Raw genomic sequence first — 22,372 nt, forward strand, 5'->3', positions numbered from 1 at the left:
ATAGTTATATATTCTAACATAGTAAAATAAAAAATCCGCTTAATCCTTAAACAAGGTCTTAGCAAATTCAATTGCTTCATCACTAACAAGCTCTCCACTTACCATCCTAGCAAGCTCTTTAATTCTTTCTTCTTGATCAAGCTTTTTTACCTTGCTTTCTTCGCCATTTTTTTCAACTAAAAAATGATTATGCGCCTTAGAGGAAAGTTGAGGCAAATGAGAAATAGCAAAAATTTGATAAAACTTAGAAAGCTCCTCTAAAACCTTGGCTATACTCATAGCCTCTTTTCCGCTTAAATTTGCATCGATTTCATCTAAAAATAATATCCCTTTGCCTGCATTTAAAATTTTACATTCTGTGGCTATAAAAGCAAGTCTTAAGCGATTTAATTCACCCGAACTTAAATTTTTTAAATGAGCTAAATTAATATCTAGCATTATCTCATCTTTGCCTGAAATTGAAATTTTTTCATTTTCTTTAAGCGTTAAACTTGCATCTTTCATATAAAGATCTTTAAGATAATTATTTAAACATTTTTCTAATTTTTTAAGGTTTTTCTTTCTTGCTTGAGTTAAAATTTGTGCTTTTTCTTCTAATTTTTGTTTTAATTCTTGAAATTTTTTTTCAAGTTCTTTTTTTTCAAAACTTAAATTTTCATAATGTTCTAGTTCGTGTTTTTTTTGTTTTAAAACTTCTAAAGCATTTTCTATGCTTTCATAACGCTTGATGAGATAGGATAAATTTTCAATACGATCTAAAAGCGTCTCCACATCAAAATCCAAATCTTCCATTTTTTGATTTTCACAAATCACGCGTAATTCATTTAAACATTCACTAAAAAAACTTGCATCAACTTCGCTTAAATTTAAAGCTTCAATAACAACTTTTTCAAGCTCAAAAATACGCTCTGCCTTACTCCAAGCTTCTTCTAATTTATCTTTTTTAGAAAGCTTTTTTTTAAGTATTAAAAGCTCTTCATACTCACCTATTTTAGGATTAATGCTTGAAATTTTTTCAATTTGCACTCTAGCTAATTCTTTTAATTCTTCTACTTTTTTTTCTTCTTCTAAAATTGCATTAAGCTCATTAGAAATTTGACTATAAGCATTAAAATCTTTTTTAAAATCTTCTAAAAAGGAAATAAAATTTGTATTTTCTTGCATCTCCAAGGCATCTAAGAGATTTAAAAATTTTTCATTTCCAAATTCGTTATTTTCCTTTGCGCTTAAATACTTAATAAAAGTTTTACTTAAATTTTGCAAACTTTTTTTCGCTATGCTTTGATTGTTAATAAAATATTTTGTGTTTTTTTCTTTTAAAAGCTTAAAAACATTCTCCTCTTCACTTTCTATGCCAAAACTTTCTAAATCTAACTTATCATCTAGTTCTATTTCGACAATTTTAGCCTCACTTTCACTCAAGGAAAATGCAGATAAAATTCCTTTAAACAAAACTGATTTTCCAGCTCCACTTAGGCCTGTAAAAACGGTAAGTCCTTTAGAAATTTCAAGCTCAGCCTTTTTAAAACCAAGATTTTCTTTCATAAAAATTCTATTTATCATCAATTTCCCCAGTGTAATTTTTCTTTTAAAATTTGAAAATAATCCCTATTTTTTGGGTGAATTAAAGCCACATTTTTATCACTTAAACCCACTTTTATACTTTTAAAATCATTCATTTTATAATTTTCTTGCCCATCAATACAAAGTATACAATCCTTTGCCATAATCTCTATTTCAAAACCTTTTGGCAAAACAATAGGGCGTTGTGTTAAAGAATGAGAACAAACAGGAGTTAAGATAAAAGCTTGAGCTAAAGTATAAACTATGGGCCCATTTGCACTTAAATTATAAGCTGTTGAACCCGCAGGAGTTGCAACAATAAGCCCATCTCCAAAATATTCATTAAATTTCTTTTCTTTTCTAAAAACTTCTATATGAGCCATAGAAGCTTGATTGTTTTTACTGATAACCACATCATTAAAAGCCAATTTTTCTAAGATTTTTCCTTGCTTATCTTCTAAAAAAACACTTAACAAATAAGGCTTTTCTATTCTAAATTCTCCTTGAAAAAAAGCTTGAAAAAAATTTTCAGCTTCATCAACTTTAAAATCTGTTAAAAAACCTAAATGTCCAGCATGAATTCCTAAAACTGCTTTATCATATTCACAAGCTTTACGACATAAAGAAATCAAAGTTCCATCTCCACCTAAAGAAATAACAAAATCAGATATTTTAAACAAATCATCCAATCCATACTTTGGCAAATCTAAAATTTCAGAACTTTCTTTAAACAATACAAGTTCAACTTTATATATAGATAAAATCGATTGAAGTTTTAAAATTTCCTTATCTAAACTCACATTGGGTCGTGCAACAAGTCCAATTTTTTTAATATTTTTATGATCTATTTTATTTTGCATAAAAAATTATATCAAATCTTAGCAAAGCAAAAGAATAAAAATACTATAATTTTGCTCATTATCTTAAAAAATCTTTTTTCAAGGAATAAATTTGCGAAGTCATTATAATACAGACTTGGGAATTTCCCATGTTGGTCAAAGCGTTAAACTTTGCGGTTGGGTAAATAGCTACCGCGATCATGGTGGAGTTATTTTTATAGATTTAAGAGATAGAAGTGGTATTATCCAACTTGTTTGTGATCCAAATGATAGCAAAGAAGCTCATGAAATCGCTTCCAATGCAAGAAATGAATTTGTACTTATTGCAGAAGGCACTATTCGTCCGCGTGGCGAAGGACTTATAAATCCTAAATTAAAAACAGGAGAAATCGAAGTAGTGGTTTCTAAACTTACCATAGAAAATGAAAGTGCCGTACCTCCTTTTGCTATCGCTGATGAAAGTGTAAATGAAGAATTACGCTTAAAATATCGCTTTTTAGATTTAAGAAATCCTAAACTTTATGAAAATTTTGCCTTGCGTTCTAAAGCTTGTATAGCAGCTAGAAATTCTTTGGCAAATATGGGATTTTTAGAAGTTGAAACCCCTATTCTTACCAAAGCTACTCCCGAAGGCGCAAGAGATTATCTCGTGCCTTCTCGTGTGTATCAGGGTGAATTTTATGCTCTTCCACAAAGCCCTCAGCTTTTCAAACAACTTTTAATGTGTAGCGGTTTTGATCGTTATTTTCAAATCGCAAAATGTTTTAGAGATGAAGATTTAAGAGCTGATCGCCAACCCGAATTCACACAAATTGATATTGAAATGAGTTTTTGCGAACAAAAAGATGTAATCAATGTAGCTGAAACTTTTTTAAAAGATATTTTCAAAGCTTGCGGCAAAGAAATTCAAACCCCTTTTAGACAAATGCAATACAAAGACGCTATGGAAAATTATGGCTCTGATAAGCCGGATTTAAGATTTGATCTTAAATTTATTGATGTGATTGATATTTTCGCTAAGTCAAATAATGAAATTTTTGCAAATATTGCCAAAGATACAAAGAAAAATCGCATCAAAGCCATACGTGTTCCAAAAGGTGATACTATTTTTTCAAAAAGACAAATGCAAAGATTTGAAGAATTTGTGCGTAAATTTGGTGCTCAAGGCTTAGCTTTTATACAAGTTAAAGAAGATGGGCTTAAAGGTCCACTTTGTAAATTCTTTAGCGAAGAAGATTTAAATGAGCTAAGCAAACGCTGTGAACTTGAAGTAGGAGATGTGGTATTTTTCGGTGCAGGAGCTAAAAAAACCGTGCTTGATTATATGGGAAGATTTAGAATTTTCTTAGCCAACGAGTTAAATCTTATAGATCCAAATGCCTTAGAATTCTTATGGGTTATTGATTTTCCTATGTTTGAGCAAAATGATGATGGAAGTTATTCTGCGATGCACCATCCTTTTACCATGCCAAAAAATATCAATGAAAATGATTTAGAAGAAATTTCATCTATTGCTTATGATGTAGTGTTAAATGGCGTTGAGCTAGGTGGAGGTAGTATAAGAATCCATAAAAACGATATTCAACAAAAAGTATTTAAACTTTTAAATATCGATGAAGAACAACAAAAAGAAAAATTTGGTTTCTTACTTGATGCTTTAAGTTTTGGTGCTCCACCACATGGAGGTATCGCTATAGGACTTGATAGACTCATCATGCTAGTTACAGGAGCAAACAGCATAAGAGAGGTTATAGCCTTTCCAAAAACCCAAAGAGCGCAATGCTTAATGACAGATGCGCCATCGCCTGCTAGCAATGAAGCAATGAGAGAATTAGGAATCAAATTAAGGGAGAATATAAAATGAAAGAATTGTTTTTAATCATAGGTGCACCAGGTAGTGGAAAAACTACCGATGCTAGTTTAATCGCACAAGCAGATGCGACAAATATCACACACTATTCAACAGGGGATCTTTTAAGAGCTGAAGTAGCAAGTGGGAGTGAGCTTGGAAAAACTATAGATAGTTTTATCTCCAAAGGCAATCTTGTTCCTTTAGATGTTGTTGTAAATACTATAGTTTATGCTCTAAAAGCTGCTCCAACTAAAACTATCATCATCGATGGCTATCCAAGAAGCGTAGAACAAATGATGGAATTTGACAAGGTTTTAAGCGAGCAAAATGAAATTTGTCTTAAAGGTGTCATAGAAGTAAGAGTAAGCGAAGAAGTTGCCAAGGAAAGAGTTTTAGGCAGAAATCGTGGTGCAGATGATAATGAAGAAGTGTTTTATAATAGAATGAAAGTTTATACAGAACCTTTAAATGAAATTTTAGATTTTTATCAAAAGAAAAAACTTCATTTTATTATTGATGGGGAACGCACTATCGAACCTATCGTTGCAGACATGAAAGAACTGATTAAAAAAATTCAAAGTATATAAGGAGAAAAAATGAATTTAAGCAAAATCAAAATCGGAGATATTCCAAATAAAATCAATGCCGTAATTGAAATTCCATATGGCTCAAATATAAAATACGAAATCGATAAAGATAGCGGTGCTATCATGGTAGATCGCGTTATGGCTAGCGCGATGTTTTACCCAGCAAACTATGGTTTTATTGCTAATACTTTGGCTGATGATGGTGATCCTGTAGATATTTTAGTGCTTAATGAATATCCTATCCAAGCTGGAGCTGTGATTCCTTGCCGCTTAATCGGTGTTTTAATCATGGAAGATGAAAGTGGAATGGACGAAAAACTTCTTGCAGTTCCAAATTCAAAAATAGATGCGAGATATGATAATATAAAAACTTACACAGATTTACCACAAGCAACTTTAAATAAAATCAAAAACTTCTTTGAAACTTATAAAATTTTAGAACCAAATAAATGGGTTAAAGTGCAAGATTTCAAAGATGAAAAAGCTGCAATTGAAATTTTAGAAAAAGCAATCAAAAACTATAAATAATCCTAGCCCTTCAAAGGGCTAAGCTTAAGGAAAACTCGCAATGAAAAATATCGTTTTAGGTGGTGGTTGTTTTTGGTGTGTTGAAGCCGTATTTGAACGCCTAAAAGGTGTAATCGATACTGAAGTTGGATATAGCGGAGGAAATCCAAATCCTAGCTATGAAAGCGTGTGTAATGGTGATGGCAACATAGAAGTTGTCAAAATAAATTACGATGAAAAACAAATCTCTCTTCTTGAAATCTTAACACTCTTTTTTAAAATTCATGATCCAACAAGTATAGATAAACAAGGTGGAGATATTGGTATACAATATCGCTCAATAATCTTTTACGAAAATGAAGAAGATAAAATTTTAGCTCAAAATTTCATCGAAGAACAGCAAAAAATATTTAGCAAAAAAATAGTTACTAAAATTTCAAGATTGCAAACTTATTACAAAGCTGAAAACTATCATCAACATTATTTTATAAATAATCCCAATCAAGGATATTGTCAAGCTATAATAGCTCCAAAACTGCAAAAAATACAATCAGACTAATTTCATCTTTTTAAGGTTAAAAAAATTTCAACTTTATTCACAGCCTTTTCACGCTGTGATTTTCTTTTCAAAGTACTTAAAAATAGAACTTTAAGCTTTAAAATAAAGAAAAAATTATTTATTGTTTTTTAAGTTTTTTTATGAATTTGTATTTAAATGTGAATAATTTTATCAATTAACATAATTTCCTAAGCTTAGCTATAAAAAATCCATCATAGTCTAAGCTTGGTAAAATCCGTCTGCATTTTGAAATTTCAGCAAATTCTTCACTTTGCCCTGCTTTAGCCTCAACATTTTCCAAATCAATATCTAAAAGCTCTAATTTAAACTCACTTTTTAAAGCATTCTCTATCACTTCTTCATTTTCTTCCTTGGTAAAGGTGCAAGTACTATATACAAGCTCTCCGCCTATTTTTAATGCCTTTAAAGCAGAATGTAGAAGTTTTTTTTGAGTTTTTGCAATATTTTTGATTTCTTTATAACTTTTTTCCAAATCAAAACCTATTTTAGCAAAAGTTGAACAAGGTGCATCAAGTAAGATTTTATCAAATTTTAAAGGGCATAAATTGCCTATATTTTTACCATCTTTCATAAAAACTTTAGCATTCACGCCGTAATTTTTAAGATTTTTTTGCAAAATAAAAAATCTATCCCTACTCATCTCATTGCAAGCTAAATAACCTGTATTTTGCATAAAATTTGCAAGATTGATACTTTTGCCACCCGGAGCTGCACACATATCAAGAACACTTTGCCCTGCTTTGACCTCTAAATTTAAAGCACACAAATAAGAAGAATAATTTTGTATATAAAAGTGCGCCTCATTAAAAGCTTTCATAGAACTTAAGATAGCCTTATCTTTGGCATCAAACAAATAACAATAAACATTGATCTTTTTAAATTTTAAATTTTGTTTTAAAAATTCTTTTTCTAATTCTTCAATGCTAGTTTTTAAAGTATTTGCAAATACACAAACATTTTTTTCTTGAGCAAAAGAAGATAAAATATTTTGCATTTCATCTTTAGTATAAAGTTTTTCTATTCTAGAGAGCAAAATAATCCTTTATCATGATAAAAGCAGCTAAAGAATCTAATTTACCATCTTTTTTGCGTGTATTGGCTACGCCGTATTCTAAAGCTTCTTTACTTGTTCCGCTTTCATCTACAAAACAAATTTCTTTATCAAATTCAAGCAAAGAAACAAAATGCTTAATGCGTCTTGTCATTTCTTCTTCGCTTGATCCACCCTTAGGAATGCCTACAATGAGTAAAGAAATTTCATGTATTTTAAGTAAATTTTTGATTTCATTAGCGGCTTGATTGCGATTTTTTCTTAAAACTGCATCTAAAGGCAAAGCGATCTTTTTATCTATGCAAAGCGCTACACCTATGCGTTTTAAACCTACATCTAAAGCCAAAGCTCTCATACTAAAACCCTTATAAAAAGCCCTTCTATGGAAATTTTTCCCTCAAGTTCATATTCATAAACTTTTTGTCCATAAATTTTTAAAGCCTCATCAACACTCACACCTTTTTTACAAAACTCTAAAAACTCATCTTGATTCATATCTATACTTGCAAACTCACTTACAAATTCTTTAAAATCACAAATTAACTTTGCTTTATTTTCCTTTAAAAGTAAATTAGTCCCTGTGCTTTCTCCTAGTCTTTGCGGTAAAACATATAAAGGCTTATGAAGTTCTAAAGCAAGTTTTGCACTTTGCATGGAACCACTTTTTATATCTGCTTGCGCAACCACAACAGCCTTACTTAAAGCAATAACCAAACGATTTCTTAGTAAAAAGTCATAATTTTTTGGCAAATAATCATCTTCGTATTCGCTTAAAGCTAAAGCATTTTCATAAATTTGCTTAATGATTTTTTCATTAGTTCTTGGATAAATTTGATCTAAACCATTGGCAAAAATACCTATAGTATTTGGCATAGCCGCCATACTTGCGGTGATATCCACACCCAAAGCACCGCCACTTACCACACAAAGATGAGCATTTTTAAGCATACTCGCTAAAGAAAAAACACAATTTTTCGTATAAATACTCATACGCCTTGAACCTATAATAGCGATTTTATCTTGTTTTAATAAAGATAAATTTCCTTTATAGTGTAATTTTTTAGGAGGCTTTTTTAAATCTTTAAAAAGTTCTAAAAATTCATCAGGCAAAATTTCACTTGCCATAAATTTCACTCAAATACACAAGATCAACGCCTTTTAACAAATCTTTACTTTGTTCTAAAGCTTTAAAAGTATTTTTCCTAGGATGTCCTATGGCTATAACAAAACCTTTTTTTTGTGCGAGTTTTACTGCGCTTTCGAGTTGTTTTTTAACATAATTAACATCATCCTCATTATCCAAAAACACATCTCTTTGTATATAAGGCATACTGAGTTCTTTAGCGATTTTATTTGCCTTAGAATTTCCTATAGTTTTAGAATCTACAAAAAATATATTTTGATTTTTTAAAGCCTCATAAAGCTTTCTCATAGCTTCTTCATTGCTTGTAAATAAACTTCCTGTGTGATTATTAATATATCTTAAATCCTTAAAATCTTTTTTAATTTGCTTGATTTTTTTAAAAATTCTTTCTTTGCTATCATTTGGATTTAAAGTATCAAGCTCGGGTTTATTGTAATTAATTGCTGCTAAAGGTAAATGCACCATATAAAAATCAAATTTTAAAGCAAGTTTTGGCGTTTCGATATGGTTTTTATCTGGCGGAAAAAAAGAAGGATTTAACTTTAAATTTAAAGCTTTTAAACCTCTAACCTGACTTGCATTTGCCATATCATCGATAATAATAGCAAGTTTTGGTTTTTTAGAAATTTTATTTAAATGAATATCTTCATCAAAAGTTAAATTTTGATCTTGGGTTAAATTTGTATCTTTTGGAATAAAATTTTGTTCCAAACTCTGATTTTGCTCTAAACTTAAATTCTGCTCCACACTGCTTAAATTTTGCTCATTTAAACTTGTATTTAAATCATCGATTTCTTGAATTTTTTGCTCTAAAATACTTACAGATTTATTATTATCAAACTCATTCTCTTGAAAAATACCAATTTCATAATGATCTTTATTTGATGAAATTAAATCTTCTTGTTTATCAATAAAATAATCCGGCTTAACAGAAGAAACATCTTGGGAATTTTGATATTTTACTAAAATTCCCAAAGCTAAAGCTATACAAAGTAAAAAAAGTATAGCTATGATTAAATAACGCTGAATTTGAACTAATTTTTTCTTTGACAATGTTTAGTTCTTATCTTTATCTACTAATTTTTTAGCACTGATCCAAGGCATCATAGCACGCAAATTGCGCCCTGTTTTTTCTATCAAAGAATCATTCATATTTTTGCGTTCTGCATGCATTCTAGCAAAACCTGCACGGCGTTCTAAGATAAAATCTTTTGCAAAAACACCATTTTGTATATCTTTTAAAACACCTTTCATCGCTTTTTTAGTCTCTTCAGTAATAATCTTTGGCCCTGTAATATAATCGCCGTATTCTGCAGTATTTGAGATAGAATAACGCATATCTGCAATACCACCTTGATAAATCAAATCCACAATGAGTTTCATTTCATGCAAACACTCAAAATAAGCCATTTCAGGTTCATAACCTGCTTCAACCAAAGTCTCAAAACCTGCTTGAATCAAAGCACTAAGCCCACCACAAAGCACAGCTTGTTCACCAAAAAGATCTGTTTCTGTTTCGGCTTTAAAGGTTGTTTCTATAATACCTGTGCGTCCGCCCCCAATCGCACTTGCATAACTTAAGGCTAAATTTTTAGCATTTTTACTTTCATCTTGATGGATGGCTATTAAACAAGGAGTTCCACCTCCTAAAGTAAATTCATTTCTTACTGTGTGTCCTGGTGCTTTAGGTGCTATCATGATAACATCTATACCTTTTGGAGCAACAATTTGACCATAGTGGATATTAAAACCGTGCGCAAAAGCTATAGCCTTGCCTTCACTTAAATTTGGTTTTATTTCGACATTAAAAATATCTGCTTGAATTTCATCAGGAGCTAAAATCATAACCACATCTGCTGTCTTAGAAGCTTCACTTACACTCATTACTTCAAAACCAGCATTTTTTGCTTTAACAGCACTTACACTACCTTCACGAAGTCCGATAATTACATTTACGCCATTATCTCTTAAATTCATCGCATGAGCGTGTCCTTGAGAGCCAAAGCCTATAATTGCTACTTTTTTTGATTTGATTAAATTTAAATCACAATCTTTATCATAATATACTGTAATAGCCATATTCACTCCTTAAAAATTCAAAAATTAAAGGTATTATTATAGCAATTAAAGTATAAATTTCATATTTTTTTTATAAACTTTATGTAAGAATTTTACAAAAAATCATAAAGTATCAAAAGTGAAAGAATTTTTAAACAGTCTTAGTTATGGCATTAGCCCTCATGAAGCAAGCAATGAATTTAAACAAATTTTAAGAGAGCTTTTAGCTAGTCATATCATCAAAGAACACAAAAACAAATATTATCTTAATAATGGTTTTGCCTTTGGAGTGCTTGATATTTCAAGCAAAGGCACAGGTTTTTTACAATGCTTTGATGAAAGTTTCAAAAAAGATCTTTTGATAGAAAACAAAAACCTAAAAGGTGCAAACTATAAAGATATAGTCGCAGTAAAACTTCTACCTTTAAAGAAAAAACGCCCTAGTGCAAAGGTGATTTTAGTTCTAAAAAGAGCCAATGAAACCTCTTTAGTAATCACCAAAAGGTACGGCGAAGCCGTGCTTGGAATGAATATCAAAACAGGATTAAGCACTGCCTTAAAAGCTTCTCAAAAATCCTTAAAAGCACTACCTTTAGGGACAATTTTAAAAATAGAAAATGAAAATAACAATATCATAGAAGTTTTAGGACATATCGATGATGAAAGCGTAGATGAAAAAATCTCCTTAGCTCTTTTTAATAAAAATAACGAATTTAGCGACGCTTGTATCAAAGAAGCTCTAGCAAACGGCGATAGTGTTGATGCGAGTATGTATGAAAATCGCATGGATTTAAGAGCCTTGCCTTTTTGCACCATAGATCCTATACATGCAAAAGATTTTGATGATGCGATTTATTTTGACATCCAAAAACGAGAAATTTATGTAGCTATTGCTGATGTTAGCGAATATGTTTATGCTTATAGTGCTATAGATAAAGAAGCAAGAAATCGTGGATTTTCTATTTATTTTCCACATATTGCTATACCTATGCTACCGCGTCCTTTAAGTGAAAATATCTGTTCTTTAAAACCTCATTTAGATCGCTTAGCGTATTGTTTTAAAATCACACTCGATCATGAAAATAAAGTCATAAAAGAAGAACTTTTTGAAGGTATTATCAATTCAAAACGCCGTTTTAATTACGATGAAGTTGATGAAATTTTGATACAAAAACCTGATTTAAAAGAGCTTTCATGGCTTTATGAGCTTTTTGAAATCACAAAAAATTTACGCAAAATGCGTCTTAAAAATGCCTTTGAATTTCGCACCGAAGAATTAAGAATGAATTTAGATGAAAATTTAAGTCTAAAAAGCACAGTTTTTGAAAAAGACACGCCTTCGCATAATTTAATCGAAGATTGTATGCTTTTAGCTAATAAAGCCGCAGCAAAACTCATAGATATAGGTGTTTTTAGAAATCACTTAAGTGCTGATGCAAGAAAAATCGATAAGCTTTTAAATGAATTACGCGAACTAGGCATCGATGTAAATTTTAAACCCAATCTTCCTGAACTCATACGCGACATACAAGCTTTATCCGATGAGTTAAATTTAAGAGCAGAAGTAGATAAACTCATCATCAAAGCACAAAAAAAAGCGGAATACTCTAGCATAAATGCGGGGCATTTTGGCTTAGGTTTTGATAAATACTCACATTTTACAAGCCCTATAAGAAGGTATTCTGATCTTATTTTACACAGACTTTTAAAAGCCAAACAAAAAAACGATGAAAAACTTTTTAATTATCTACTTTTAAACATAGAAAGCACTTGCGAGAATCTTAGCACACTTGAAAGAGAGGCGGATAAGGTTGCTTTTGATTTTATGGATAGAAAATTTGCTAGATGGGCAGCTAAAAATATAGGCAAAAAATTTAAAGCTTTAGTTGTGCAAAATGATGGAGTTTGCATAGCTAAACTAGATGATGAAATCAAAGGAGCAGATATAATCCTTTATGATACACGTGTAAATTTACTAGAAAATGTTGAAGTGCAAATCATGGAAGCGGATATAGTTATGGCAAAAATTTATGCTAAAATCACCCAAAGACTCATAAAGGAAGAAAATGTATAGAAAAGAGCTTCAAACCCTACTTTCTAAAGATTCAATACCTAATTTTTTCTTTCTTTATGGAGCGGATAATTTTCAAAGCGAACTTTATGCTGAATTTATAAAAGAAAAATATAAGCCCGATGAAACTTTAAAACTTTTTTTTGAAGAATACAACTTCACTCGTGCGAGTGATTTTTTAAGCGCAGGATCGCTTTTTAGCGAAAAAAAATTACTAGAAATCAAAACTTCTAAAAAAATTCCAACAAAAGATCTTAAAATTTTAGTCGAACTTTGCAAAAACAATACGGACAATTTCTTTCTTTTAGAGCTTTATGATGAAAACTCAAAGCAAAGCGACATAGAAAAAATTTTCTCTCCTCATTTTGCAAGATTTTTTAAAGCTAACGGAGCTAAAGAAGGCGTGGAGCTTTTAAGCATAAAAGCAAAACAACTAGGGGTTGAAATCACTCAAAATGCTTTATTTACCCTTTTTACAAGTTTTGATGAAAATTTATATCTTGCTGCGAGTGAACTTAATAAATTTAGCGGTTTAAGAGTAGATGAAAAAACCATAGAACAATACTGCTATAGTTTGAATACAGGAAGTTTTGAAAGCTTTTTTGAGAAAATTTTAAAAAAACAAGACTTTAAAAGCGAACTTGAAAAAATTTTAGACAATTTTAATGAAATTGCTTTAATCAACTCTTTATATAATTCTTTTTATCGTTTATTTAAAATCGCACTTTATGCTAAAGTCAATGGTAAAATTGACTTTAAAGATCTTTTAGGCTATACTCCACCTCCTCAAGTGGGACAAAATTTAAGCTCTCAAGCCTTTAGTTTAAAAATCGAACAATATAAAGAAATTTTCACTCTTTTACTTAAAAGCGAATACGAGCTTAAAACCAATTCTAAGCTCGTAAAAAAAGAATTTTTAATTTCAAATTTGCTTAAACTTGCAAGGATTTTGAAAAACTAACTCACTCCATCACAAGTCGCATAAGGTGTAAGTCCTCACCTTGTGTGATTTTATATTCTATACTTTGACATTTAGGACACTTAAAAACATTTTCTTCTAAAATACTTGTTTTATCGCATTTTAAGCATAAAATTTCAAGCGGAGCAAGTTCTATAAAAAGTTTAGCATTTTTACAAATATTTGAGTTTTCTTTAAAAGTTTCAAAACAACGCTTAAAAAGATCCGCTTCTATACCGCTTAAACGCCCGATTTTTACATAAATTTCTTGTACATTACAAGCCTTATTGTTTAAGGCATTTTCTTCACAAAGTTCGATTAAAGATTCTACTATACTTAATTCGTGCATTAACAAATTCTTGGTAAAAGTTCGCCTTTAGGGCTTTCTAAAAAGCGTTTTGCCCCATAAGCGTTTTGTAAGATCACGCGTGCTTTTTTCTCTTCTAAAACTTCTCCTATAATACTCGCATTTACATTGTATTTTTTTAGAATTTCCAAGGCTTTTAACTCATCTTCTTTTTCCACACAAAGTATAAAAGTGCCTTCATTTGCAAGTTCATAAGCTTCATAACCAAAAAGCTCGCAAAGTCCTAAAACCTCATCTTGAACGATGATTTTTTCTTCAAAGATCAAAAGATCATTTCCGCTTTGCTTTGCCCACTCATTTAAAACCGCACTAAGCCCCCCACGAGTAGCATCTCTCATTGCTACAACCTTTATATCTTTTTCTAAAAGCTCTAAAACCTCTTTATCCAAAGCCTTACAATCACTTTTAACATCAGCTTCTAACTCATTTCTTTTGATTAAAACACTAGCTCCATGCCTTCCTATATCACCTGAAAGAAGTATGCTAAGCCCTGCTTTGATATTTTTACTTTCTTTTTTAGAAATAATTTCACCTAAGGCCGTAGTGTTGATATAAATTTCATCTGCTTTGCCCTTAGGAACAACTTTAGTATCGCCACAAACTAACATAACTCCGCATTTTTCACATTCTTCTTTAATGCTTTTTAAAATGTGTTCTAGTTTTTCTAGCTCAAAACCTTCTTCTAAGATAAGCCCTAAACTTAGATATTTTGGCTTAGCACCTACCATCAAAACATCGTTAATAGAACCACAAACACAAAGTTTTCCTATATTAACCTCTTCATCTAAAAAAATCGGACTTAAAACAAAAGAATCTGTGCTTAAAGCCAAATTTCCTAAAATCGCTGCATCATTATTTGCATTTAAAATTTCATTATCAAAGATCTTAAAAAGCTTAGTTAAAAGCTCGTTCATCTCTTCTCCGCCACCTCCGTGGGCTAAGGAAATATTTTTCATACATTCACCTTTGAGTATTTATAATACGCCGCACAAGCACCCTCGCCAGAAACCATACAACTTCCTATAGGACTTCTTGGCGTACAAGCCTTACCAAAAACTTTACAATCATAAGGCTTGGCCAAACCTCTTAAAATTTGCCCACAAATACAGGCTTTGCTTTCATTTTTACTTTGCACCGTACAATCAAATTTTTTACTCGCATCATAAGCACTAAATTCTTCTTTTAGTTCCAAGCCCCCATCTTTAATAAGCCCTAAGCCACGAAATTCAAAATCACACACCCTAAAGTATTTTTTTACTAAATTTTGTGCTTTAACATTACCTTCTTTACTTACGGCTCTTTTGTATTGATTATACACTTTAAAAGTGCCTTCATTGCTTTGTTTTATGATATTTAACACACTTTCTAAAATATCAACTGGCTCAAAACCACTCACCGCTATAGGGGTTTTAAACTTTGCTGCTAAAGGCTCATAAATACCATAACCTGTAATCACACTCACATGAGAAGGGCCTAAAAAAGCATTGATTTTTACATTTTCATCATTCATGATCGCTTCTACAGGCGCTGGAACTGTGATATGATTGATATGAAAAAAGACATTATTTATTTTTTCTTCTATAACCTTTTGAAGAAGTAAAGCACTCATAGGCGTAGTAGTTTCAAAACCTATAGCAAAAAAGATGATATTTTTGTTTAAATTTTGCTTAGCGATTTCCAAAACCTCAAGTGGAGAATAAAGCGCTCTAACATCAGCCCCTTTAGCTCTTAAATCAAGCAGAGAAATTTCACTTCCAGGCACCCTTAAAAGATCTCCTAAAGTACAAAAAATCGTATCTTTCATGGAGGCTAACTTGATAGCTGTATCAATGCGAACTCTTGGCATAACACAAACAGGACATCCTGGCCCATGGATAAAGTTAATTTCCTTTGGCAAAATAGAAGGTAGGGCATATTTCATAATACTATGCGTATGCCCACCGCAAATTTCCATGATATTGATAGGATTTTTAAGTTCTTGTTCTATGAGTTTTTTTAAAGCTAAAATGCTTTCTTTATCTCTAAATTCATCGATGAAATTCATTTAAACCCAAATCTCCTTCATCACTTTTTATCTCTCCACTATTCATTTTTTCTACTATTTCTTGATAGGTTTTAATGCTTTCTAGTGCAGCTTCTTTGTCGATTTTTTCCATAGCAACGCCTACATGGATTAACACATAATCGCCTTGTTTTAAAGGCTCATCAATCAAATCCAAATTAACTTTTCTTTTCACACCTAAAGTTTGCACTAAAGCATTGTTTAACTCATCGATTTCTAAAATTTCAGAAGGTATAGACAAACACATTAAAAAAGCTCCTTTTTAAGTTTAAGCACCTTATACCAAAGCTCCATATTGGTGCCATTTTTTGCATCAAGAGTGATAATATCTGCTCTAGGATTTAATTCTTTAATCAACCTAGTCGCCTCTTTAACATCAAAATCAAAATGATGAGCCAAATCTGCCTTTGTGATTAAAACTATATCAGCCTTTTTAAACATCACAGGGTATTTTTGCGGTTTATCACTTCCTTCGGTTACTGAAAGCAAAACCACATTTAAATGCTCTCCTAAATCATAACTTGCAGGACAAACCAAATTTCCAACATTTTCTATAAAAAGCAAATCCACATCATCAATGACTAAATGATGCAAAGCCTCATGCACCATAAAAGCATCCAAATGACAGCTTTGCCCTGTAGTGATTTGATGCGCCAAAGCTCCGGCATTTTTTACTCTTAGGGCGTCATTATTGGTTTCTAAATCCCCTTCAATCACAGCAATTTTAAGTTCATTTTTCAAAGCCTTGATCGTGCTTTCTAAAAGCGTGGTTTTTCCGCTACCTGGAGAACTCATTAAATTGATACAAAGCGTGTTAGCCTCATTAAAATGCGCTCTATTGTGTTTAGCTTCTTCATCGTTTTTGCTTAAAATTTTAGAAATTACTTCTATGGTTTTACTTTCTTTTAAACTTGGATTTTCATGGTGGTGATCGTGATGATGATCATGCGTATGGCTTGAATTTATAGAGCAGCCGCAATCTTTACACATTTTCTTTCCTTTATATTTTTTGTTTCATTTTAACCTTAAAAGCATTAAAAAATTATGAGTTTAAAGATAAAATCACTCTTTTTTTAAAAAATGCACCATTTGTCCTAAAGCTATGGAGCTATCATTGCAAGGGTATTTTAAAGGTATAAAAAAATCAAAATTTTTAGCTTTTAAAATTTCAAGTAAGGTTTTGTTTTGAAAAACTCCTCCACTTAAAAGCACTTTTAAATCATAATCTTTGCTAAAATCTATGATAAAATTTGCCAAGGCATTAAACATACCTGTAATTGCCTTAGTTTTTTCATCTTGTAAAGCCCCTAGGATTAAATTTTTAAAATTAACCTGCCCTTTTTCTACAAAAAGCTTGTAAGAAAAATCAAGATTTTTATCATAAAAAGCCTCACACATTAAGCCAACTTGAGCTTCATAAGAACTTTTTTCTAAGTTAAAAACAATACTTCCAAAAGCATCGATAATGCGTCCTAAAGAACTCGTTTGCAAGTTAGAATGAGAATAAATTTTTTTAAGGTTTTCAAGTTTGATTTTTGGAATTTTTGCTAAAAACTCCTTAGCCTTATCTTCTAAATCATAATGAAAAATAAGACTTAGAGCTAAATTTTGTATATTTTTAATATCACTATTTATAAGAGTGAAATTTTCAAAATGTGCAATTCTTTCATATTCTTTTAAATTTCCTACAAAAACTTCTCCACCCCAAATTTTACCATCTTCGCCATAACCTGTTCCATCACAAATAAAAGCTAAAGCCTTTTCATCTTTTGCAAAATTTTCTTCGTATTCAAAATAAGCCGCACAAAAATGCGCATAATGATGAGAAATTTTAATCCTTTCTTCAAATTCTTTTGCATAGCTAAAATGCGGGTGTTTATCGCACAAAATCGCATCAAATTTCAAATCATAATTTTGTTTAAAAAATTCTAAAAGTTTAAAAAATCTCTCATGCACATCAAGACTTTTCAAATCCCCTATATAAGGAGAAATTAAAAGTTTATTTTCATAAAAAATCACAAATTCATTTTTAAGTTCCGCACCCAAAGCTAAAAAAGTGCCTTTTTTATTAAAATTTCTTTCCAAATAAAAAGGATTTAAACCCCTTGAAGTACGCAAAAACATAGTTTCACCATTTACCACTTGAGCTATGCTGTCATCACTTGCATTGATAATTTCCCTATCATAATCCAAATAAAAATCAAAAACTTTATCAAGTTTTTTACACAAATTAAACTCATCTTTAATAATACTTTCTCCGCTTAAATTTGCACTCGTTGCTACAAGGCTTCCTTTAAAATACTCAAAAAGCAAAAGATGTAAAGGTGTATAAGCTAACATAATACCGATTTTATCTACATCAGGAGCGATTAAAGAAAAGGCTTTTTTTGCCTTTAAAATCACAATAGGAGCCAAAACCCCACCAAGCAAAGCTTCTTCTTTTTCATCTATAAAGGCAAGTTCTTTAGCACTTTGTAAATCTTTACACATCAAAGCAAAGGGTTTTTTGGGGCGATTTTTTCTAAGTCTTAGAGTTTTTAAAGCTTCTTCATTAAACGCATCACACATGAGATGAAAACCGCCCATGCCTTTAATGGCTAAAATTTTACCTTCCTTTAAAAACTTCGCACTTTGTATAAAAGCTTCTTGATCTTTGGCTAAAATTTCACCCTTTGGATTTTTAAGAAAAACATTGATTTTGCATTTAGGACAACTAATAGGCTGGGCATGAAAACGCCTATTTTTAGGATCTTCGTATTCGCTTTTACAAAACTCACACATCAATAATTCTTGCATAGAGGTATTAAATCTATCATAAGGAAGACTTTTTATAATACTAAAGCGTGGCCCACAATGTGTGCAAGTGATAAAAGGATATAAAAAGCGTGGATTTTTTTCATCAAAAAATTCTTTTTTACACTCCTTACAAAACGCAAAATCACTTAACATAGGCGTGCTTTTTGTATTCTCTAAAGAAGGAGTAATGCTAAAATTCTCATAGTTTGAAATAGAAATTTGCGTCATTATAAGCTTATCTATTCTTGCTAAAGGTGGAAGATGATTTTTTAAATTTTCTATAAAATTTTCACATTCTTTTTGAGTGCAAGCAAGGATGATTTCTACCCCAAAACCATCATTTCTTACCTCTCCAAAAAGCTTTGATTTCAAAGCTAGTTCATAAACTAAAGGGCGAAAACCCACCCCTTGAACTAAGCCTGAAATTTTGATCTTATACCCTAAGTGGTACATCGCTTAACTGACAATTTTTAAGATGTTTTAAAGTATTTTTAAGCAAAGATTTATGTTCAAACAAAGATCCACTTATAAGCGCTAAATCACTTTGCTTTTTCTCTCTTAATTCATCATAAGTATCACGTAAGAAATAAGCCAAACTCTCAACCGCTCCATAAGCGATATTTGCACTATCTACCCCTGCTAGCATAAAGCTCATAGTAGATCTTAAGGTCCTAGTATAATCAAAACTTTTATCTTCTTTCAAACGATAATCAATCTTCACCCCACGAGGCATTTTAGATTCGTCTGCGATTTTTAAAAGCTCGCTAACACTCTCTTGTAAATTTTTACCCAAATTTAGCACTCTACCTACTAACCCAAGCAAAGAATAAAAATTGTTTTTAAGTTCAAAACTCTCATTTAAAAGCGGAAATTCTTTGGCAAAATTTTCTAAAAGTCTTGCGCCGATTTCATCTTTTTGTATCTCTTCATAAAGCTCTTTACTGTGTTTTGGTAAGCAAAGTTTAAGCAAATTAAGCTCTTTGTTGATAAGCAAAATATCTTCATCATCTTTACTTAGCTCTAAAATAAAAGCCTTTTCTTTACAACGGCTTACAAGATAAGAAATTCTTGCCATATTTTTATCTTCTTTAGAAAAAATAAGCTCTCTTGCCTTAGCATTGATAAATTCAAAGCCTTCCAAAACCACCACTTGCTCATCTAAAGCACTGATATAAAAATCTTTTTGATATTCTTCTATCTTTTTTACGCTTAAAAATTTATATTCATTTTCAAAAAGTTTTAAACCTAAAGCAAAACAAAACAAATCCCTAGCAAGTCTGATTTTAAAATCATTAAAATCAAGATTGTGATTTTTTCTAAACATGGCATTAAGCCTTAGCTTCATCAAAGGTTTTTCCAAACTTGCAAGAAGTTTTAAATTTTCATTTGAACAAACAAAAACTGAATTTATAGCCTTAATATCACAAGGAAGTAAAAAATCTCCTATAAATTCGTTCTTAAACAAAGAAAATTCATAAATGCCATTTTTATCTTTCAAATAAATCTTTTTTTCTTGACTTAACAAATCAAAAGCAAGATTTAAAAAAGTATTGAAATTTTCTTCATTGATTTTTTCAAATTCTGATAAATTGCTTGAAAATTCACACTCACAAAACACGCCCCATTCGTTTTTGTTTAAAAGTTTTTTTTCTTGATAGGCATTAGAATTTAAATGAGTAATATAAGAAAATCTTGAAAATTCTTTATCCTCTGGCATACAAGGGTTAAAACCCTGCCCCGCTTTTACATCAAATTTTTTCAAAAAAACGCTATGACTCATTAAATTTAAGGAATCACAAAAAGTCTTTAAATTTTCTTCATCTGCATCGATAGAAAAATGATAAGTATTTTCTTCTTTGCTAAGGATATAATTGTAATTTTTCGCATAAAAACGCAATAAATATTCAAAAATATCATTATCTGCATTATAAATAAAATCAAAATCCAAAGTCATATTATGCCTTTTTTGAAAAATAAACTATAAATATAACATTTTTAACTTAAAAATTCTTTCTCTCTTTGCCTAAAATCACTCATAAAATACTCTATAAAAGTATAAAATTCTTTGCTGTGATTGGGGAATTTTAAGTGGCTGATTTCATGCAAAATCACATATTCAATAGCCTTTAAACTCTTTTGAATGAGTTTTAAATTTAAATTAATATAAGCTTTATTATGATTGCAAGAACCCCAACGTGTTTTCATATTTTTAATGCTTAAATGTGTGTAAAATAAACCTGTTTTTTGACTCCATTTTTTAAGATAAAAAGTAAAAATCTTTTTGGCATTTTGTCTTAAAAATAAATCTAATTTTGCTTTATTTTGACAAAGAATTTTATCTTTATCAAAATAAGTTTTTTTGACATTTTCATCAAAAATGATTTGATATTTTTTAGCTAAAAAGATTAATTCATCATCTTTTAAGGCTTTTTTTTCAAATCTTTTTTTTGCCTCATTCATCCAAGAACTTGATTTATCTAAAAACTCATAAACACTTTTAAAGGTGCAAAAATAAGGAATACTAAGAACAAATTCACCCCTTTCATTGAGCCTTAATCTTAAAGTTTTTATGCGTTTTTTAGAATAAAAATAGCACTCATCTTTATAAATAAATGATTTTAAACTAGAGCTTTGCCTTGCCATTTTTTACTTTTCCATCTGTATGAATTTACCATTCCACGCAAAAACTCATCTGCACAAAATCCTATCCAAACCCCTAAAATTCCAAGATTAAAATGAAAACAAAGCACATAACCCACAGGTAAAGATACCCCCATCATAAAAACAAGTCCGCTAAAAAATGGAAACTTAGCATCGCCACTTGCGCGCAAGGAATTCACCATGACTATATTAAAAGTTCGTGAAATTTCAAGAAAGATTGAAAGAGCAAATAAAGGTATCATTAAATTTTTTAACTCTTCTTTAAGCCCTAAAATTTGCATAGTAAAATCTTGAAAAAGATAGTTCAAAAGTGCCACTAAAGCACTTGCCACCACACTAAAATATAAAGCACGCCAAGCATGTTTATAAGCTATATTTTCATATCTAGCACCGACTAATTTACCTACTATGATTTCATTAGCTATACTCGTAGCTTGTCCTATAAGCATGATAAGCATTGAAATTTGAAAATAAATCGTTTGCACACTCAAACTCGCCTCGCCTAAACTTGCTACAAAAGCAAAAGCTATAGTGTATTGGACTATCCACAAAAGATTTTCCCCTGCTGAAAATCCACCTATATTTAAAACCTTTTTTAATACCTCTTTTTCAAGTTTTATCATTTCTTTGATTTTAAGATGAATTTTAAGCTTGTAAAAAAGTATCACAAGTAAAGCCACTATAGCAACAATGCGAGCAAAAATATTACTAAGCCCTATTCCAAAAAGTTCTGACTTTGTATAATGCAAAACATAATAATTTCCACAAATCACCACTATATCCATCAAAAAACCTATAAACATGACCCAATAAGCCATATTATAAACCCTTACAATAGCAGCTAAAACAATACCTATGGCATCAAAAAACAAACAAATTGCAAGCATATGTAAGTAAATTGCGCTATCTTTGAGCAATTCTTGTGGAATTTTTAAAAGATAAAGCAAATACTCCCCATGCCATAAAATAAGCACACCGCATACAAAGCCTAAAAGTGCATTTAAGAACAAACTTTGATGAATCACTTTTCTTGCTAAAACATGATCTTTTGCACCAATTGCTTGTGCGATCACCACACTACAACCCACACTTAAAAATGAAAAAATAGTGATAAAAAGATCTAAAATTTGATTTCCAGCGCCCATAGCACCAACAAGAAAATTAGAATAATGCGACACCATAGCGGTATTGATAATCACGGTTAAATACTTAGAAAGCAAATCCCAAAATATAGGAAAACTGAGTCTTGTTAAAGAGAGTTGTTTTTTTGCCATGA

General features: G+C 30.7%; 22 protein-coding genes. 6 read left to right on the forward strand and 16 right to left on the reverse strand.

Annotated elements, in window-relative coordinates:
• Positions 1-39: 39 nt before the first annotated feature.
• Both SR62_RS03735 and SR62_RS03740 read right to left on the reverse strand, forming a co-directional pair.
• Positions 40-1,563 carry an AAA family ATPase gene (locus tag SR62_RS03735; RefSeq protein ID WP_004309035.1) on the reverse strand — a complete coding sequence of 508 codons (1,524 nt, stop codon included), beginning with the start codon at positions 1,561-1,563 and terminating at the stop codon, positions 40-42.
• Positions 1,563-2,423, reverse strand: a complete 861-nt coding sequence (locus tag SR62_RS03740; RefSeq protein ID WP_004309034.1) for an NAD(+) kinase — start codon at positions 2,421-2,423, stop codon at positions 1,563-1,565. Before SR62_RS03740 ends, SR62_RS03735 begins: the two co-directional genes overlap by 1 nt.
• Positions 2,424-2,514: 91 nt before the next feature.
• On the opposite strand from SR62_RS03740, the gene aspS reads away from it, so the two are divergent.
• The 4 genes from aspS to msrA are packed head-to-tail and all read left to right on the forward strand — an operon-like array spanning position 2,515 to position 5,907.
• Entirely contained in the window at positions 2,515-4,266 is a 1,752-nt protein-coding gene (gene aspS / locus SR62_RS03745; protein WP_004309032.1) for an aspartate--tRNA ligase, read from the forward strand.
• Positions 4,263-4,841 carry an adenylate kinase gene (locus SR62_RS03750; protein ID WP_002872374.1) on the forward strand — a complete coding sequence of 193 codons (579 nt, stop codon included), beginning with the start codon at positions 4,263-4,265 and terminating at the stop codon, positions 4,839-4,841. Before aspS ends, SR62_RS03750 begins: the two co-directional genes overlap by 4 nt.
• Before the next feature lie 9 nt (positions 4,842-4,850).
• Positions 4,851-5,369: an inorganic diphosphatase gene (ppa, locus tag SR62_RS03755; RefSeq protein ID WP_002852138.1), complete on the forward strand. Its 519-nt coding sequence runs from the start codon at positions 4,851-4,853 to the stop codon at positions 5,367-5,369.
• A gap of 40 nt (positions 5,370-5,409) precedes the next feature.
• The gene (gene msrA / locus SR62_RS03760; protein ID WP_002898554.1) at positions 5,410-5,907 is read left to right on the forward strand and encodes a peptide-methionine (S)-S-oxide reductase MsrA; all 498 of its coding nucleotides are present in this window, start codon (positions 5,410-5,412) and stop codon (positions 5,905-5,907) included.
• Between the two features lie 175 nt (positions 5,908-6,082).
• On the opposite strand, the gene SR62_RS03765 is transcribed toward msrA, so the two are convergent.
• The 5 genes from SR62_RS03765 to ilvC are packed head-to-tail and all read right to left on the reverse strand — an operon-like array spanning position 6,083 to position 10,202.
• Positions 6,083-6,922 (reverse strand): RsmB/NOP family class I SAM-dependent RNA methyltransferase, encoded by an 840-nt coding sequence (locus SR62_RS03765; protein ID WP_010891872.1) that lies wholly within the window; start codon positions 6,920-6,922, stop codon positions 6,083-6,085.
• Between the two features lie 28 nt (positions 6,923-6,950).
• Positions 6,951-7,334: a Holliday junction resolvase RuvX gene (gene ruvX, locus SR62_RS03770; protein ID WP_002898550.1), complete on the reverse strand. Its 384-nt coding sequence runs from the start codon at positions 7,332-7,334 to the stop codon at positions 6,951-6,953.
• Positions 7,331-8,104 carry a DNA-processing protein DprA gene (locus tag SR62_RS03775; RefSeq protein WP_002898548.1) on the reverse strand — a complete coding sequence of 258 codons (774 nt, stop codon included), beginning with the start codon at positions 8,102-8,104 and terminating at the stop codon, positions 7,331-7,333. The genes ruvX and SR62_RS03775 overlap by 4 nt, the downstream gene beginning before the upstream one ends.
• Positions 8,094-9,176, reverse strand: coding sequence for a divergent polysaccharide deacetylase family protein (locus SR62_RS03780; RefSeq protein ID WP_004309026.1), 1,083 nt, complete (start codon positions 9,174-9,176; stop codon positions 8,094-8,096). The genes SR62_RS03775 and SR62_RS03780 overlap by 11 nt, the downstream gene beginning before the upstream one ends.
• 3 nt (positions 9,177-9,179) lie before the next feature.
• On the reverse strand, positions 9,180-10,202 hold the full coding sequence (ilvC, locus tag SR62_RS03785; RefSeq protein ID WP_002921147.1) for a ketol-acid reductoisomerase: 1,023 nt from the start codon (positions 10,200-10,202) through the stop codon (positions 9,180-9,182).
• 118 nt (positions 10,203-10,320) lie between these two features.
• On the opposite strand from ilvC, the gene SR62_RS03790 reads away from it, so the two are divergent.
• Together SR62_RS03790 and holA are read left to right on the forward strand one after the other, a co-directional pair.
• A complete protein-coding gene (locus tag SR62_RS03790; protein WP_004309024.1) occupies positions 10,321-12,255 on the forward strand; it encodes an RNB domain-containing ribonuclease in 1,935 nt (644 codons plus the stop codon).
• Positions 12,248-13,213, forward strand: a complete 966-nt coding sequence (gene holA, locus SR62_RS03795) for a DNA polymerase III subunit delta (protein ID WP_004309021.1) — start codon at positions 12,248-12,250, stop codon at positions 13,211-13,213. The genes SR62_RS03790 and holA overlap by 8 nt, the downstream gene beginning before the upstream one ends.
• A 1-nt stretch (position 13,214) precedes the next feature.
• On the opposite strand, the gene hypA is transcribed toward holA, so the two are convergent.
• The 9 genes from hypA to SR62_RS03840 all read right to left on the reverse strand — a co-directional run bounded on the left by hypA (position 13,215) and on the right by SR62_RS03840 (position 22,370).
• On the reverse strand, positions 13,215-13,559 hold the full coding sequence (gene hypA, locus SR62_RS03800) for a hydrogenase maturation nickel metallochaperone HypA (RefSeq protein WP_002888485.1): 345 nt from the start codon (positions 13,557-13,559) through the stop codon (positions 13,215-13,217).
• Positions 13,559-14,533 (reverse strand): hydrogenase expression/formation protein HypE, encoded by a 975-nt coding sequence (gene hypE / locus SR62_RS03805; RefSeq protein WP_004309019.1) that lies wholly within the window; start codon positions 14,531-14,533, stop codon positions 13,559-13,561. The genes hypA and hypE overlap by 1 nt, the downstream gene beginning before the upstream one ends.
• Positions 14,530-15,621 (reverse strand): hydrogenase formation protein HypD, encoded by a 1,092-nt coding sequence (gene hypD / locus SR62_RS03810; protein WP_002785902.1) that lies wholly within the window; start codon positions 15,619-15,621, stop codon positions 14,530-14,532. The genes hypE and hypD overlap by 4 nt, the downstream gene beginning before the upstream one ends.
• Positions 15,605-15,886: a HypC/HybG/HupF family hydrogenase formation chaperone gene (locus tag SR62_RS03815; protein WP_002776342.1), complete on the reverse strand. Its 282-nt coding sequence runs from the start codon at positions 15,884-15,886 to the stop codon at positions 15,605-15,607. The genes hypD and SR62_RS03815 overlap by 17 nt, the downstream gene beginning before the upstream one ends.
• Positions 15,886-16,629: a hydrogenase nickel incorporation protein HypB gene (hypB, locus tag SR62_RS03820; protein WP_147502267.1), complete on the reverse strand. Its 744-nt coding sequence runs from the start codon at positions 16,627-16,629 to the stop codon at positions 15,886-15,888. Before hypB ends, SR62_RS03815 begins: the two co-directional genes overlap by 1 nt.
• Before the next feature lie 72 nt (positions 16,630-16,701).
• Positions 16,702-18,888: a carbamoyltransferase HypF gene (gene hypF / locus SR62_RS03825; protein ID WP_004309016.1), complete on the reverse strand. Its 2,187-nt coding sequence runs from the start codon at positions 18,886-18,888 to the stop codon at positions 16,702-16,704.
• Positions 18,869-20,389, reverse strand: a complete 1,521-nt coding sequence (locus tag SR62_RS03830; protein ID WP_004309011.1) for a hypothetical protein — start codon at positions 20,387-20,389, stop codon at positions 18,869-18,871. Before SR62_RS03830 ends, hypF begins: the two co-directional genes overlap by 20 nt.
• 41 nt (positions 20,390-20,430) lie before the next feature.
• Positions 20,431-21,078, reverse strand: coding sequence for a M48 family metallopeptidase (locus tag SR62_RS03835; RefSeq protein WP_002838259.1), 648 nt, complete (start codon positions 21,076-21,078; stop codon positions 20,431-20,433).
• A complete protein-coding gene (locus SR62_RS03840; protein ID WP_002892321.1) occupies positions 21,054-22,370 on the reverse strand; it encodes an MATE family efflux transporter in 1,317 nt (438 codons plus the stop codon). Before SR62_RS03840 ends, SR62_RS03835 begins: the two co-directional genes overlap by 25 nt.
• Positions 22,371-22,372 lie beyond the last annotated feature (2 nt).

Source organism: Campylobacter sp. 2014D-0258, assembly GCF_008000495.1.
Taxonomy (GTDB): domain Bacteria; phylum Campylobacterota; class Campylobacteria; order Campylobacterales; family Campylobacteraceae; genus Campylobacter_D; species Campylobacter_D jejuni.

Coding starts and splice junctions, on each gene's coding strand:
- hypD (WP_002785902.1), bottom strand. CDS start 15,621: ATGAATTTCATCGATGAATTTAGAGATAAAGAAAGCATTTTAGCTTTA.
- SR62_RS03750 (WP_002872374.1), top strand. CDS start 4,263: ATGAAAGAATTGTTTTTAATCATAGGTGCACCAGGTAGTGGAAAAACT.
- SR62_RS03775 (WP_002898548.1), bottom strand. CDS start 8,104: ATGGCAAGTGAAATTTTGCCTGATGAATTTTTAGAACTTTTTAAAGAT.
- SR62_RS03735 (WP_004309035.1), bottom strand. CDS start 1,563: ATGATAAATAGAATTTTTATGAAAGAAAATCTTGGTTTTAAAAAGGCT.
- hypE (WP_004309019.1), bottom strand. CDS start 14,533: ATGAAAAATATTTCCTTAGCCCACGGAGGTGGCGGAGAAGAGATGAAC.
- ilvC (WP_002921147.1), bottom strand. CDS start 10,202: ATGGCTATTACAGTATATTATGATAAAGATTGTGATTTAAATTTAATC.
- ppa (WP_002852138.1), top strand. CDS start 4,851: ATGAATTTAAGCAAAATCAAAATCGGAGATATTCCAAATAAAATCAAT.
- ruvX (WP_002898550.1), bottom strand. CDS start 7,334: ATGAGAGCTTTGGCTTTAGATGTAGGTTTAAAACGCATAGGTGTAGCG.
- SR62_RS03740 (WP_004309034.1), bottom strand. CDS start 2,423: ATGCAAAATAAAATAGATCATAAAAATATTAAAAAAATTGGACTTGTT.
- SR62_RS03835 (WP_002838259.1), bottom strand. CDS start 21,078: ATGGCAAGGCAAAGCTCTAGTTTAAAATCATTTATTTATAAAGATGAG.
- hypA (WP_002888485.1), bottom strand. CDS start 13,559: ATGCACGAATTAAGTATAGTAGAATCTTTAATCGAACTTTGTGAAGAA.
- holA (WP_004309021.1), top strand. CDS start 12,248: ATGTATAGAAAAGAGCTTCAAACCCTACTTTCTAAAGATTCAATACCT.
- SR62_RS03840 (WP_002892321.1), bottom strand. CDS start 22,370: ATGGCAAAAAAACAACTCTCTTTAACAAGACTCAGTTTTCCTATATTT.
- msrA (WP_002898554.1), top strand. CDS start 5,410: ATGAAAAATATCGTTTTAGGTGGTGGTTGTTTTTGGTGTGTTGAAGCC.
- SR62_RS03830 (WP_004309011.1), bottom strand. CDS start 20,389: ATGACTTTGGATTTTGATTTTATTTATAATGCAGATAATGATATTTTT.
- hypF (WP_004309016.1), bottom strand. CDS start 18,888: ATGTACCACTTAGGGTATAAGATCAAAATTTCAGGCTTAGTTCAAGGG.
- SR62_RS03815 (WP_002776342.1), bottom strand. CDS start 15,886: ATGTGTTTGTCTATACCTTCTGAAATTTTAGAAATCGATGAGTTAAAC.
- SR62_RS03765 (WP_010891872.1), bottom strand. CDS start 6,922: ATGCAAAATATTTTATCTTCTTTTGCTCAAGAAAAAAATGTTTGTGTA.
- hypB (WP_147502267.1), bottom strand. CDS start 16,629: ATGTGTAAAGATTGCGGCTGCTCTATAAATTCAAGCCATACGCATGAT.